General features: G+C 40.8%; 16 protein-coding genes and 4 pseudogenes. 19 read left to right on the top strand and 1 reads right to left on the bottom strand.

Annotation, left to right across the window (positions count from 1 at the left end; genetic code table 11):
- Positions 1–88 precede the first annotated feature (88 nt).
- Positions 89–697, top strand: a complete 609-nt coding sequence (locus MSG33_RS20440; RefSeq protein WP_039977255.1) for a hypothetical protein — start codon at positions 89–91, stop codon at positions 695–697.
- A gap of 161 nt (positions 698–858) precedes the next feature.
- Positions 859–1,368 (top strand): GNAT family N-acetyltransferase, encoded by a 510-nt coding sequence (locus MSG33_RS20445; RefSeq protein WP_248381938.1) that lies wholly within the window; start codon positions 859–861, stop codon positions 1,366–1,368.
- A gap of 139 nt (positions 1,369–1,507) precedes the next feature.
- Here the strand turns inward: MSG33_RS20445 and MSG33_RS20455 are convergent.
- Positions 1,508–1,910: pseudogene (locus tag MSG33_RS20455) on the bottom strand (YkgJ family cysteine cluster protein).
- 223 nt (positions 1,911–2,133) lie between these two features.
- Between MSG33_RS20455 and MSG33_RS20460 the strand changes: the two are divergent.
- From MSG33_RS20460 to MSG33_RS20585, 17 genes and pseudogenes are all read left to right on the top strand, one after another.
- Entirely contained in the window at positions 2,134–2,610 is a 477-nt protein-coding gene (locus MSG33_RS20460; protein ID WP_057619450.1) for a GNAT family N-acetyltransferase, read from the top strand.
- 140 nt (positions 2,611–2,750) lie between these two features.
- Complete coding sequence (locus tag MSG33_RS20470) at positions 2,751–3,254, top strand: ankyrin repeat domain-containing protein (protein ID WP_248381940.1); 504 nt, start codon at positions 2,751–2,753, stop codon at positions 3,252–3,254.
- 795 nt (positions 3,255–4,049) lie between these two features.
- Complete coding sequence (locus tag MSG33_RS20480; RefSeq protein WP_005398415.1) at positions 4,050–4,307, top strand: type II toxin-antitoxin system Phd/YefM family antitoxin; 258 nt, start codon at positions 4,050–4,052, stop codon at positions 4,305–4,307.
- On the top strand, positions 4,295–4,597 hold the full coding sequence (locus MSG33_RS20485) for a type II toxin-antitoxin system RelE/ParE family toxin (protein WP_025548916.1): 303 nt from the start codon (positions 4,295–4,297) through the stop codon (positions 4,595–4,597). Before MSG33_RS20480 ends, MSG33_RS20485 begins: the two co-directional genes overlap by 13 nt.
- 162 nt (positions 4,598–4,759) lie before the next feature.
- Positions 4,760–5,207 (top strand): annotated as a pseudogene (locus MSG33_RS20490) (GNAT family N-acetyltransferase).
- Between the two features lie 15 nt (positions 5,208–5,222).
- Positions 5,223–5,325, top strand: a pseudogene (locus MSG33_RS20495) (DUF3265 domain-containing protein).
- 1,150 nt (positions 5,326–6,475) lie between these two features.
- Positions 6,476–6,952 carry a GNAT family N-acetyltransferase gene (locus tag MSG33_RS20510; RefSeq protein WP_248381944.1) on the top strand — a complete coding sequence of 159 codons (477 nt, stop codon included), beginning with the start codon at positions 6,476–6,478 and terminating at the stop codon, positions 6,950–6,952.
- Between the two features lie 247 nt (positions 6,953–7,199).
- A complete protein-coding gene (locus MSG33_RS20520) occupies positions 7,200–7,463 on the top strand; it encodes a type VI secretion system amidase effector protein Tae4 (protein ID WP_248381946.1) in 264 nt (87 codons plus the stop codon).
- Positions 7,460–7,678 carry a type VI secretion system amidase effector protein Tae4 gene (locus tag MSG33_RS20525; RefSeq protein ID WP_248381948.1) on the top strand — a complete coding sequence of 73 codons (219 nt, stop codon included), beginning with the start codon at positions 7,460–7,462 and terminating at the stop codon, positions 7,676–7,678. The genes MSG33_RS20520 and MSG33_RS20525 overlap by 4 nt, the downstream gene beginning before the upstream one ends.
- Positions 7,660–8,025: a T6SS amidase immunity protein Tai4 family protein gene (locus MSG33_RS20530; RefSeq protein WP_054577359.1), complete on the top strand. Its 366-nt coding sequence runs from the start codon at positions 7,660–7,662 to the stop codon at positions 8,023–8,025. The genes MSG33_RS20525 and MSG33_RS20530 overlap by 19 nt, the downstream gene beginning before the upstream one ends.
- A 4-nt stretch (positions 8,026–8,029) precedes the next feature.
- Positions 8,030–8,132: pseudogene (locus MSG33_RS20535) on the top strand (DUF3265 domain-containing protein).
- A gap of 753 nt (positions 8,133–8,885) precedes the next feature.
- On the top strand, positions 8,886–9,644 hold the full coding sequence (locus MSG33_RS20545) for an isocitrate lyase/phosphoenolpyruvate mutase family protein (RefSeq protein ID WP_248381950.1): 759 nt from the start codon (positions 8,886–8,888) through the stop codon (positions 9,642–9,644).
- A gap of 175 nt (positions 9,645–9,819) precedes the next feature.
- A complete protein-coding gene (locus MSG33_RS20555; RefSeq protein ID WP_156145102.1) occupies positions 9,820–10,671 on the top strand; it encodes a hypothetical protein in 852 nt (283 codons plus the stop codon).
- A gap of 198 nt (positions 10,672–10,869) precedes the next feature.
- Positions 10,870–11,127 carry a type II toxin-antitoxin system Phd/YefM family antitoxin gene (locus MSG33_RS20565; protein WP_017038125.1) on the top strand — a complete coding sequence of 86 codons (258 nt, stop codon included), beginning with the start codon at positions 10,870–10,872 and terminating at the stop codon, positions 11,125–11,127.
- Positions 11,115–11,417, top strand: coding sequence for a type II toxin-antitoxin system RelE/ParE family toxin (locus MSG33_RS20570; protein WP_074531693.1), 303 nt, complete (start codon positions 11,115–11,117; stop codon positions 11,415–11,417). The genes MSG33_RS20565 and MSG33_RS20570 overlap by 13 nt, the downstream gene beginning before the upstream one ends.
- A gap of 154 nt (positions 11,418–11,571) precedes the next feature.
- Positions 11,572–12,348, top strand: coding sequence for a hypothetical protein (locus MSG33_RS20580; protein WP_248381952.1), 777 nt, complete (start codon positions 11,572–11,574; stop codon positions 12,346–12,348).
- Between the two features lie 114 nt (positions 12,349–12,462).
- Complete coding sequence (locus MSG33_RS20585) at positions 12,463–13,053, top strand: hypothetical protein (RefSeq protein ID WP_248381953.1); 591 nt, start codon at positions 12,463–12,465, stop codon at positions 13,051–13,053.
- The last annotated feature ends 154 nt before the right edge of the window (positions 13,054–13,207 follow it).

Raw genomic sequence — 13,207 nt, forward strand, 5'->3', positions numbered from 1 at the left:
AGTGCGCCTTGAACTTAGAATTAGTGTTTGACGTGATGATAACTACCTGATATTTATGGTTTAACATCGCAATTATGGAGTCTTTGTCATGGTAAAAATGTACCACTACACTCGTCGAGCTAATTTAGAGTCAATACAAAAGACAGGTATACAACTAGGTATCAACCCTTTAAGAGGGGCTCCCGTTGTATCTATGACGATGAATAAGTGCCCTAAAAGGCTTGGTCTTCAAACAGGTGCGGTGTTGGTAGAAGGTATTGATGCTGATTTTGAACCAGCTTCAAAGGCATACCCTGATTTTGTGTTCTCAACAGAAAGTGGTCATAGAGAAGTTAGAATGTTTGATCAGACAGAAGTACGATTAGAAATTACAGTCCCCGACGAAGCAAAAAAGCATATCCTTAACTATGACCAACTATTCAACAGAGACGCTCCTGCTTTACTGCCAAATGGTTCGCTGAAAAAGTTTAGTAAAAAACAAATCAAATTCTTTTGGGCAATTGCGGTTCATAGTGCTGATTATCCATTTGCAACAGACCATGTTCCGAACGAAGTTGTTGACCGTGAAATTGGTGAAATAGCTTCGGGAAAGAAAACTCATAGAGCCCTCGAGTGGAGATTTTCCACAGTCGTAATCCCTCCTTCCTATATTAGTAAAATTGAACATCGGCAGGAAGATGGACATTATTCCGAGTAACCAAGTGGTGCGTGTATAACAAACAATTTAAGAGTGATTCCCCACGCATGGCATTTTTGATTTGAGTCAGGTTCAGCGTTTACGGCGTCCAATTTGAGTATAGTGGTAGCGTGGCTCACACCTTAATTGGGCGTTATAAAGCTCGAAGAAAAGGACATTTCGTGGAAATTCGAACAGGTAAACTTGAAGATGTTGCTAGTATTACCGACATCTTTAATTTTTATATTGAACACACCAATACACGTTTTGAGGAAGTTCCATTTACTCTGGAAAATCGTCAGAAATGGTTTTCTCAGTTCTCTAGCACTACCAAATATCAACTATATGTCGCTATAGAAAACGGCGTGTTGCTAGGTTTTGCATGTTCCCAACAGTACAGAGCAATTTCAGCTTTTGACGACACCGTAGAAGTGACCGTTTATCTGGCACAAGAAGCAAAGGGGAAAGGTTTAGGTTCTAAACTATATACTCAGTTGTTCTCATCAATTCGTGCCTATGGTGTCCATCGTGTATTGTCGGGTGTTGCATTACCAAACGACGCATCAGTTGCATTACATAAACGGTTTGGTTTCAGAGAAGTCGGAGTTTTCAATGAATATGCGAAGAAACATGGGCAGTACATAAGCTCAGTGTGGTTAGAAAAGGCGTTTAACGTAGAGTCCGCTTTATAACAAACAATTTAAGAGTGATTCGGCACGCGTGGCATTTTTGGTATGCGTTGGTTTTAGTGGTTAAGGTGGTATGCGGAAGCATCGGTATTGCGTGCCTCACACCTTAATTGGGCGTTATATGCAAGTGCAAAAATCAGCATTAGGAGTAGCTCGATGGTCGGCTTAAACACATTAGCTTGTCTAGTTGCTTCTGAGCTTTTTTTGGGGTTTTCGAGGTCAGTAACTTCGATCATTTCACATTCATCCTGAACCATTTCATTGATCAGGCTAGGGTAGTGGCGGCAATCTTCTGGTCGGTTGAGGTAAATGCTACAGGTGTATTTGTCTTTTTCTCCAGCTCTGGATTTCGGTGCTAGTTCTAAAAATGGGCAACGGTGTAATTGCTCTCTTGTTTCGGGATCAAACCAGATTTTTCCGTCTTTTACATACTCAAAAATGTCTGGGTTGAATAGCTCCCATAAGTCTATTTCTTCTTGTGTGGCAGCTAAATCACCATCGCCATACTTGATGCAGCATTTTCCACACTGGTTGCAGTCTTTCATGATTTTACGTCATAAATGGGCTATTTATTTAGTCTATCATCAATAATCATATTGGCTTCGGTGCTTGGGTTAAAAATTTGCATATAACAAAGCGTTTAAGACGGATTCCCAACGCTCGGCATTTTTGGTTTGCTTCGACTTAAGTGTTTACGGCACAATATTTTAAGTGCAGTGGTATGCGTTGCTCACCACTTAACGCGGCGTTATACGATTAAGGAGAAAAATGAAGCCTGATTTACACGGAAGTAGAATTGTTTTGAGGTCAATTCAAACGAATGATTCTGATGATTTGTTTGAAATTTATGGTGACATTCAAACAATGGAATTTGCTTCAGACCCAGTTTTCACATCGGAAGATATGGTAGTTCAGATGCTAGAAAGCGTCGTCCGACTAGAGAAATCAGGTGAATCGTTTGAATGGGCTGTTATGGAGCAAGCGACAAGCAAAGTTATTGGAACCTGCGGCTTACATAGCTTTAGTGATAGCGGTGATTCCTGTGAGGTCGGGTGCTTACTAAATTCATCGTACTGGCGACAAGGGTATATGTCGGAAGCTCTTAGTTTATTATTCTCTCATGCTAAATCTTTGGGCATTGAAAAATTGTCTGCCGATATTGATGAGGGTAACTTTAGGTCTCAAGCTTTGTTTAACAAACTGGGCTTCAAAGCTAAAAACGGTCAGTTTCAGCGTTTGCTGTGAGGCATCGTATAACAAACTGTTCAAGAGGGATTCGCAACGCGTGGCATTTTCACTATGCGTTAGTTTAAGTGATTAAGGTGGTATGCAGCAGCTTCGGTATTGCGTTGCTCACCCCTTAACAGGGCGTTAGGTGAATACAGATGAATAATGAACTAAAGTTAAAAGTCAGAACATTGATGACATTTATCAGTGAAAAAAGAACTGATGATGCTATCGATTTATTATCAAAGAATTCCGATTTAGTTTGCCTGCAAACGCCATTAGGAAGCTTTCTCCATATTGCATCAGATAAAGACGATTTAGAGTTGTGTAAAGCTCTAGTTGAAATGGGGGCTTATATAGATGCTCAAGACATTTTAAGCGGAGCAAGTCCATTGCACCGTGCTGCGGCTAATGGCAACGAAAATATACTTAACTATTTTATTAGCCTTGGTGCAACGCTAGACACTTCGGAGCCCGACCGTAATCCACTTTTCACTGCAATACATCATGGCCATCTAAATATAGTTAAGCTACTTGTTGCTGCGGGCATTGACACAAAGGTTCGTTATACTGGACAGACAATGAAACACATGGGAGCAATTGACTTTGCTTACGAATGGGGGCAGACAGAAATTGCCAATTACCTCCAGTCAATCGACTAGTAACATGATTCTTGCCGATTGTTTTTCCACGAGAATCTAGTGACTAATCAAAATAGGTATTTAGTACGCTTTGTTGATACTTATCTTAAGCCTTAAGCTATACGTCGAGCTATCACCTAACAAAGCGTTTAAGACGGATTCACAACGCTTGGCATTCTCAGTTTGATTCTGCTTAAGTGTTTTCGGCACAATGGTTTAGGTTAGGTGATCGCGTTCTTCACCACTTAACGCGGCGTTAGTTGCCAACGAGAAAAACGTACCTAAAGCAGAATGTTTAGGGCTAATGTCCATGTGTTTTTGACAAGGTTTTCGTATTTCGATTCCTAGTTTTTGGGTTTGTGAAAATCGTGCTTTGGTTCCTTGTACGGTTTGAGTTTTCTGTTTCAGACGCCGATTAGCGTGTTGAAAGTCTGCTCTGCTACATTATCGTTCCAAAAGGTTTGTTTGGTGTTCAAAGTCCGTTTTCTACGGCGTTGTAAATTCCAAGTGGTTTCAGTGACAGGCACTTTAAAACTGCGCCTGATTTAAGTCCCTCAAAATATGAAATATGGGTGTTGGCAAAGCTGCAATCAACTTCAAGTTAAAGCCTTAGCCTTGGCAACTAACAAACTGTTCAAGAGGGATTCACAACGCTTGGCGGTTTTGGTTTGAATTGGCTTTAGTGTTTACGGCACAATGGTTTAGGCTGGGGTGGTAGCGTTGTTCACCCCTTAACAGGGCGTTAGCCGTCATGGAGCTTGCTATACTCAAAGTGATAGAATAGTATCACTTTAGTATTCCTTTGGAGCAGCTCTCATGAAAGTAGAACTAGTTACATCACTCAAACGCCAAGCAACTAAGATCCTCGCCGATCTCCACGACACCAAGGAACCTGTGTTAATTACTGAGCATGGTAAGCCATCCGCGTATCTAGTTGATGTTGATGACTACGAGTTTATGCAAAATCGTTTAGCTATTCTTGAGGGTATTGCACGAGGTGAGCGTGCACTAGCTGACGGTAAAGTGGCAAGTCATGATGAAGCCAAGGACAAAATGTCAAAATGGCTGAAATAATCTGGACTGAGCCAGCGTTATCTGACCTCAATGATATCGCTGAATACATTGCACTTGAAAATATCGTAGCTGCAAAGCAGTTAGTGCAGACGATCTTCTCCAAAGTCGAACGCCTACAAACTTTCCCAGAGTCAGGTCGTATTCCACCCGAGCTAGAACATTTAAGTTATCGTGAAGTTGTCGTTAATCCATGTCGTGTTTTCTATAAACAAGACGGTGACAAAGTGTTTATTCTGTTTGTTATGCGTGCAGAGAGAGATTTGCGTAAGTTCCTGTTGAGTAAACAGTAACCTTTGGGAATGAGCGGCTAACAAGCAATTTAAGAGGGATTCACAACGCTCGGCATTTTTGCTTCTACTTCAAATTTAGTGTTTATGGCACAATGCTTTAGGTGTGGGGGGTTGCGTTGTTCACCCCTTAATTGGGCGTTATGTGCTTTAGTGGAAATGAATATGGAAATCACAATTAGACGTATCGAAACAGAAAGCACTGAGGATAAAGGTATATTCGAGACTTTGTTCAGAGAGTATCTATCTGGATTCTCAGTTGAACTAGATCTCTCAGCTATTTGCGTTGCCTTATTTCCACGGATTTATCAGTTTTGTCGACAATAAGCCTGCTGGTTTCGCGGTTTGCTTTGAATCGTTCTCAACTTATCGTGCACAAAGAGTGATGAATATCCATGATTTTATGGTGTCGGACAACTTTCGTGGTAAAGGTGTTGGCAAGGTGCAACTGAATGGTATCGAACAGTATTGTCGTGATAATGATTACCTCAAAATCACATTAGAGGTCGGTGATGATAATGTTGCAGCTAAAAAGCTCTACAGCTCATTGGACTACGAAGATTACAGAGTAGTTTTGAAAGGTCAGCAACATTGGCAAAAGTACCTCAATTAGCACGCACATAACAAACTGTTCAAGAGGGATTCGCAACGCGTGGCATTTTCACTATGCGTTGGTTTTAGTGTTTAAGGCGGTATGCGGCGACTTAGGCATTGCGTTGCTCACCCCTTAACAGGGCGTTAGTACGGGATTGGCATCGAAGGTCAAAAGTTTCAGTGTTTATTGATTTCTTTTCCAAGTTTTACACCGGCTCAAATGTGCCTTTCACGTTCTTTCCGGTGGCACTATATGCGGATCGTTTGCGTCGATTTCACCGTTTACGGTTTCTAACTTTTTGGCTATTTCGTTGGCGCGGCTTCTTTTGTGTGGTTGGTTTTTTAGCCTTCAATTCTGTACTTTGGTGTGGTTGTCAAAGTTCGGTGACCGAATCCTTTGCTAATTTGAAACTGGCCAAAATAGGTTAGTTTGGCGTGTTTTTCTTCTAGCCAACTTGCGTTTGGAGGTTGAGTTTTAGTTTGGCAGCTGCCTGTTTGGCTTTAGCGTTTTAAGCCAACAGTTTCGTGCTATATTTCAATATCTTGGTGCAAACCAAAAGGTTTTAGAACAGCGTACTAACAAACAATTTAAGAGTGATTCGGCACGCGTGGCATTTTTAGTATGCGTTGGTTTTAGTGGTTAAGGCGGAATGCGGCAGCATTGGTATTGCGTGCCTCACACCTTAATTGGGCGTTAGGCATCAAAGGTTACAAATGTACAGCTCGATATTGATACTATTGTATGGTTTTTGGGTTTCACTTGGTGCAGTTTCGGGTACTTGCACACAGGGAGATGATGGACGTTTTTATACTTCGATAATGTATGGCTCAGTGCTGTTCATTCTCATCATGGTCAGGCTTCTTCGTGAAAATAGAGGTTTACAATTTATATGGATTACGCCCTTAATTGCTTTGTTAGTTGCTATGTCGGTAACTTATTTCTGGGCACCTTTTGTAATTGAAACAACCATTGAAGGTCATCATTTGTGTGGCAAAGAGTTTGATTCTCATTTGGCAGAGTCTGATGTCTGGTCTAGAAGCATACCAACGCTTCATATTGTTTTCTCGTTGGCTATTTTCATGCTTTCATTTTGGAAGTTAATTAGGTGCAAAACGGGTAAGTAGTTTGTGGTGACAAGATGCCTAACAAACTGCTCAAGAGGGATTCGCAACGCGTGGCATTTTTACTATGCGTTGGTTTAAGTGATTAAGGTGGTATGCGACGGCATCGGTATTGCGTTGCTCACCCCTTAGCAGGGCGTTAGGTGCTAGAAGGAAAAGGTAAGTATGGAAATTGCTTTTCGGCAGATAAACATTGATGATTTCGAATTATGCGTTGCTGCGAGAAAAGATGCATACTTTTGTAGTTTTGGGCATTACGATGGTTTCGACGACTTCATCAGTGGTTATCGTGAACGCGTCTTAGACCGGTTAGCAACATCAGGATGGTTTTATATCCATATATTTGTGGATGGTCAGTTTGCAGGGCAGTTAGAGTTTCGTAGCTTTTCACCCGAGCCGGAGACTGGTTATGTGCATCTCATTTATTTAAAGCCGAATTTTCGTGGTTCAGGACTCGCTCCAAAAGTGCAGGATTATATTGTAAGCACTTTGAGTAAAACGGGTTGTTTGCGTGCTGTACTTTCAGTAAGCCAAACTAACCATCGAGATCTCACATTCTATAAGCGTCATGGTTGGGAGTTCGTGCGCAAGAATCCCAAGCACGATGAAACAGACTTTTACCAACTTTGGCTACGCACCTAACAAACTGTTCAAGAGGGATTCGCAACGCGTGGCATTTTTACTATGCGTTGATTTTAGTGATTAAGGTGGTGTGCGGTGGCTTCGGTATTGCGTTGCTCACCCCTTAACAGGGCGTTATAACTCTTTTGTCAGTTTCATTGTTACACCTTTGATCTTGAAGAGCCTCAAGAACAATTAACTTGTTGTTAGTATGGTTGCTTATTTTGTGAGACCTTTTCGTTCAAACAATTGATGGGGCGGTTTTTAAGTGGCAGCACGTCCTAGCTTACTAAAAATGAAAGTGGCTTTTGCAAAGGTTAACCGAGATGTATCGGATGTTGGTACAATAATTGGTGGTAAAGTGAATCACAATATCAATGTGCTAACACCAGAGCAGGGCCGTTTTGAAAATGCATGTGCAATTCGGATGTCATATGCACTTAATTATGCTGGTTTAAGGTTCCTTACATTAAAAATAAAACTGTATCTGGTGGACAGGGAAATTGGTATATCTACAGAGTCAGGGATTTGATCAGCTTCTTGCATCAAAAGTTTGGTGATCCTGAGGTTGTAATTGAAAATCCTAACGCGAATAAGTTGGCTGACTACAAAGGTATATTGATCGTTGATGTGGATACTTGGCTAGATGCATCAGTGCATGCAAGTATTTGGACTGGCTCAAGATGTACGGATAGTTGTTACTTCCCACAAGCAAAGAAGGCGTACTTATGGAAACTAGAAGATTAGTCAGCACTATATTTGTTGCAACTTTTAGCGTGGGATTAAGCGCAAGTCCATTGAGCACTCAAAGTGATGAGCAGTTGTTTAAAAAATATGCGCTTTCTTCTTGTATTGCGACTTATTACAAGGGCTCCGATGTGGCCAAAGATGCGGTAACGGCAATGCAAGGCTACAGAGAGTTTTCTAATTTGCCTTTGGATGCATTTTTTGAGCTCAGTGAATTATTGAGCAATGAGAATATTGACTCTTATAAATCAAAAAGTGGTAGTGCAATAGAATTGGCATATTGTTTAGACTTCGCGAACTCAGAAGACGTTCATAAGCTATTGACTAAGGCAAAATCAGAGTTATAACAAACTGTTTAAGAGTGATTCGCAACGCATGGCATTTTTACTATGCGTTGCGTTTTGTGTTTAAGGTGGTATGCGGCGGCTTTAGTATAGCGTTGCTCACACCTTAACAGGGCGTTAGTCGCCAGAAAAAGCTAGCAGTCAAAATCATGTTTCTAAGCTCAAAACTTGGCTACTGGTTGTTTGATTCATAGTTCCATCTTCGACGGTCAAAGCTCAGTTTCATCTGTTCTAAATCAATGCATTACTATTTTCCAAGCGGTTGTTTCGTTCTTTGGTGGTGATAGAGCGGGGTAATCGAAAATCTGTTTTTGGTTGCAAATCTGCTCGGTGAGTTTGTTGGTTTAAAAGCTTATTTACTTGCTGAAAGGACGTTTTCTCTGGTGTGGTAAGTTCCACGTGGTTTCAGTGACTTTGTTTAAAGTCCGCACTGTGAGATTGGGTTTCCAAAAGCGCTTTTTTGGTGTTGTCAGTCCGTTTTCTGCGGCGTTGGCTATTCCAAGTGGTTTCATTGAGTAGCCGCTTTGAGACTACGCCTGACTTAAGTGCATCAAAACACATAAAGCTTGTTGTTCGCAAAGTTTAGTTTGGCTTAAAATTGTCGCTCGGTGCCTCGCGACTAACAAACTGCTCAAGAGGGATTCGCAACGCGTGGCATTTTTACTATGCGTTGAATTTAGTGATTAAGGTTGTATGCGGCGGCTTTAGTATTGCGTTGCTCACCCCTTAGCAGGGCGTTATGTGACAGCGAGTTGTGAATCAATATTTGTTATTCAGTTCCGGAATTGGCGAGCTCTATCATATGTCAATTGCTAGCATCGGTCTGAAATTATTAGTTCCAAATCTATATAGGAGTTTCAGACATGTTTAAGAGTATGCATAGAGCGGAAGAACCACTAGTTATTTGTAATGTTTGGGATGTGCCTAGTGCGAAGGTCGCAGAGAAAGTAGGTTTTTTAGCTATCGGTACTTCTAGTGCTGCAATTGCGAGTAATCTTGGAAAAGATGATGGAGAGAACATTGAGTTCAATGATTTATTGTCAATTGTAAAAGCAATTGGTAGCTCAACTAATCTGCCTTTGACAGTTGATATTGAATCAGGTTTTGGAGATACACCAGAACTCATAGTGAAGAATATTATCGAATTGGTGAAAGTCGGTGTCGTTGGCATAAACATAGAAGATAGTATTGTAATAGAAGGTCAAAGACAGCTATGTGATGTTGCACTATTTGAGAAAACGCTAAAGCAAGTTAGGGGCTTACTCGCGGAAGCTGATATTGAAGTATTCATTAATGTCCGGAGCGATGCATTCTTGCTAAATGTTAGGGAACCTCTAGCTGAGAGTATTGAGAGAATTAATAGGTACCAACAATCTGGCGCTGATGGAATTTTTCTACCATGTATTAGAGAAGTTAATGATATTGAAACTGTTGTAGCAAGCACGTCGCTACCAATAAATGTAATGTGTATTCCTGAATTACCTAGTTTTCCAGAACTTAAAGCTCTGGGCGTCAAACGTATAAGCATGGGGGATTTCGTGCATGAGGCAATGCTTGCCTCACTGTCCTCTAGCTTGATGTCTATTAAACGAGAACAGTCGTTTCAAACTTTGTTTTTATAGTATCGTAGGTGTTATAGCTGTCACCTAACAATCTGTTTAAGAGTGATTCGCAACGCTTGGCATTTTTGCTATGCGTTGCGTTTAGTGTTTAAGGTAGTATGCGGGGGCTTCGGTATGGCGTTGCTCACACCTTAACAGGGCGTTAGGCATCGAAAGTAGCTTCGAGGTATTCGATTTGAGTAAGATAAAAAGTAGTTTCTATCCTGAGTGTGATCTAGAAGATAAGAACAACTACAAACGAGTGTACTATATAAAAAGGGATGGAACTGCTGTGGAAAAAGTTGTTCTAGATGTCATCGACCCTTTTCATAGAGAAACACTTATTTTTACACATTATCTACGCCATTTTGTTAAGCATTTTTGTAACAATGACTTAGGTATTAATCTGATTTCTCGAGATGCACCTTGGGACTTCCAAATTGAAACAAGCGACAATTCAAAGTTTAATATTGAAATAACGTCAATCGCTGAGTCATATAAAGTGTTTAATAATCACTCTAGTGAAGAACGTTACACTAAGTGGGCACAGGAAAAAGAGATACCCTTGCACGAGCTTATTAAACTAGAGAAACTTTTTCCAAGTGATGATATCAATAGTATTGCTCAAGGGTTTGTACAAGCAGGTGTTGATGAAAATGATCTAGTCCTTAACCCTTTGTTTTCAAATGAAAGAGCCTTGTTTATTAGTAAGCTACCTTATCAAGTTGATACTGTTGAAAAAGTGCTTTTGGATAGCATTTCAAAAAAGGCATCGAAGAGACATGAGGGTAAAGAGCAAACAGTGCTCATCATTGATAACCGTACTATGTCATTCGAAATGGATGACTTTTACTCTGTGTTACCTAGTGTCTCAGAATATTGCGAGTCGTTGGATTTCCCCGAAATATGGTTATATACAGGTCATTGCTCTGACGATGATGGCAATAATGCAGACTTTAGTTTTATTCCGATTAAAGTCCGCGACTACCAAGCTAAAGTTCTGAGCTTGATGGCTGAACAAAGTGAGTGTGGAAAAGTTGTGTGGTAGCGCTGCCTAACAATCTGTTTAAGAGTGATTCGCAACGCATGGCATTTTTACTATGCGTTGCGTTTAGTGTTTAAGGCGATATGCGGCGGCTTCGGTATTACGTTGCTCACACCTTAACAGGGCGTTAGCCGTCATGGAGCTTGCTATACTTAAAGTGATAGAATAGTATCACTTTAGTATTCCTTTGGAGCAGCTTTCATGAAAGTAGAACTAGTTACATCACTTAAACGTCAAGCAACCAAGATCCTCGCTGATCTCCACGACACTAAAGAACCAGTATTAATTACTGAGCATGGTAAGCCATCAGCGTATCTAGTTGATGTTGATGATTACGAGTTTATGCAAAATCGTTTGGTTATTCTGGAGGGCATTGCACGAGGTGAGCGTGCACTAGCTGACGGTAAAGTGGTAAGTCATGATGAAGCCAAGGACAAAATGTCAAAATGGCTGAAATAATCTGGACTGAGCCAGCGCTATCTGACCTCAACGATATCGCTGAATACATAGCACTTGAAAATATCGTAGCTGCAAAGCAGTTGGTACAAACGATCTTCTCTAAAGTTGAACGCCTAGTAACTTTCCCAGAATCAGGTCGTATTCCGCCCGAACTAGAACATTTAAGTTATCGTGAAGTTGTCGTTAATCCGTGCCGTGTTTTCTATAAACAAGACGGTGACAAGGTCTTTATTCTGTTTGTTATGCGAGCTGAAAGAGATTTGCGTAAGTTCCTGTTGAGTAAGCAATAACCTTTGGGAATGAACGGCTAACAAACGCTTCAAGACGGATTCGCAACGCGTGGCATTTTTACTATGCGTTGATTTTAGTGATTAAGGTGGTATGCGGAAACACCGTATTGCGTTGCTCACCACTTAAGCGGGCGTTAGCATATTCGGAGGCATAGTGGAAGTTATAACAAATTATGTACGTTTAGATACTAGTAACCAGCTATTGATGATGTACCGTGAAATTGCATCAAATTTGGCTCAATCAGTGACAGTTGATAACCCTTCACAATCTAGATATACAGCGTTTGAGTTGCCAATCGTAGAACTGGTCCGTGATGATAAATATATATCAAAGAATTTGGTACTAATTAATTTAAATGCTTCAATACTTGAAGGCTATTTAAGAGCCGTTATTAGCGACATTGTTCACTATGATCGGAATGCTCTCGGACAACACTGGACTCAAAATGCAGCTTCACCTGTTGGTCATTCGCTAGAAAAAGCGTATCGAAATATGCGTACTTTCATTGATGAGATTGAGAACAAAGGGGGCTACACTAATCTTAAATCTCAATATAAAAGTTACCTCGAAATTGACTTAAATACGGTAAGTACATCTCAAACAAAACATGATATAGATGCGCTGTTTTTACTACGAAATATAGCAGCTCATGGCACAGCACTAGTTGCCCCGACACAGGCAATGCCTGATAACCAGAAAGAGTACTACCCGTATAAGTGGCAAAGCCAGCTTAAAGCACTGAGTGTATTGACCAATAGAGAATTTGGGTGCAGTGTTCATGAAGCGTTAAGGCATCCAGCGTTTGCTTCGTATTTTATGTCTAAAACACAAGAGCTTGTTCGTGCGCTAAATACTGATAATCGTATTTCAGGCGTTCAGGAAGAGCTATTCAATAACTTAAATACCTACAACTTTGGTTTTGTCGCATAATATGCTAACAAAGCATTTAAGAGTGATTCGCAACGCTTGGCAGTTTCGCTTCGCTCAAGTATAGCCAAGCGTCGCTCACACCTTAATGCGGCGTTAGGCATATAGAGGGTGTTCATGACACTAGAAGATACAAGAAACTTGGCGCAAATAACTCAAGCAGTAGCAGTTTCTTTTGGTGCTGTTGTCGCAAGTATTTGGGCTATTTACACATTTATGGCTTTACGTGCCAAAAGTAAAGCGGAGTTGGAGCTAGTAAAGTTAGAAGTTGAGTTAGAGAAAACGAGGAAAGAACTCTCCTCGCAACCAATGATTAAGGTTGAGGTGACACCAAGAGCTGTAAGGGACTATGAAGGAGCGCTATTCGGTATAGTGCTTTCTATTAAATTAGAAAACACAGGAAACGTTTTTGAGTTTGTTGACCTCAAAGCATCTTCACTTGAAGCTCAATTATGCGATTCAAATGTTGAAACTATTGTTGGTTCTTTTGCGAGAATTGGTCGCTCGGTAGAAGGCTTAGCATTATGGTCCGGTGAATGTGCCTATGAAGAGGTCTTCATTCCTGTAAAAGACGAAGGTTTATATATCGTTAACTGTTCATTTGTTGTCAGTCAAGAATCTAATGACTGTATAACTAGTCAAGCAAATAGGAATGGCGATTACTCATTGTCTTTTGGTAGCGGGTTATATTTTAGTACATTTGCCTAACAATCTGTTTAAGAGTGATTCGCAACGCGTGGCATTTTTACTATGCGTTGGTTTTAGTGTTTAAGGTGGTGTGCGGTAGCATCGGTATTGCGTTGCTCACACCTTAACAGGGCGTTATGGCGCAGGGCGAAAATGGACAAGATCGTAGAACTAA

The sequence above is a fragment of the Vibrio sp. 1CM7H genome, from assembly GCF_023161645.1.
Lineage (GTDB): Bacteria > Pseudomonadota > Gammaproteobacteria > Enterobacterales > Vibrionaceae > Vibrio > Vibrio diabolicus.

Excerpts from the sequence above, each read along its gene's own strand:
- MSG33_RS20460 (WP_057619450.1), top strand. The coding sequence starts at position 2,134 with ATGAAGCCTGATTTACACGGAAGTAGAATTGTTTTGAGGTCAATTCAA.
- MSG33_RS20545 (WP_248381950.1), top strand. The coding sequence starts at position 8,886 with ATGTTTAAGAGTATGCATAGAGCGGAAGAACCACTAGTTATTTGTAAT.
- MSG33_RS20485 (WP_025548916.1), top strand. The coding sequence starts at position 4,295 with ATGGCTGAAATAATCTGGACTGAGCCAGCGTTATCTGACCTCAATGAT.
- MSG33_RS20480 (WP_005398415.1), top strand. The coding sequence starts at position 4,050 with ATGAAAGTAGAACTAGTTACATCACTCAAACGCCAAGCAACTAAGATC.
- MSG33_RS20440 (WP_039977255.1), top strand. The coding sequence starts at position 89 with ATGGTAAAAATGTACCACTACACTCGTCGAGCTAATTTAGAGTCAATA.
- MSG33_RS20530 (WP_054577359.1), top strand. The coding sequence starts at position 7,660 with ATGGAAACTAGAAGATTAGTCAGCACTATATTTGTTGCAACTTTTAGC.
- MSG33_RS20470 (WP_248381940.1), top strand. The coding sequence starts at position 2,751 with ATGAATAATGAACTAAAGTTAAAAGTCAGAACATTGATGACATTTATC.
- MSG33_RS20585 (WP_248381953.1), top strand. The coding sequence starts at position 12,463 with ATGACACTAGAAGATACAAGAAACTTGGCGCAAATAACTCAAGCAGTA.
- MSG33_RS20565 (WP_017038125.1), top strand. The coding sequence starts at position 10,870 with ATGAAAGTAGAACTAGTTACATCACTTAAACGTCAAGCAACCAAGATC.
- MSG33_RS20570 (WP_074531693.1), top strand. The coding sequence starts at position 11,115 with ATGGCTGAAATAATCTGGACTGAGCCAGCGCTATCTGACCTCAACGAT.
- MSG33_RS20510 (WP_248381944.1), top strand. The coding sequence starts at position 6,476 with ATGGAAATTGCTTTTCGGCAGATAAACATTGATGATTTCGAATTATGC.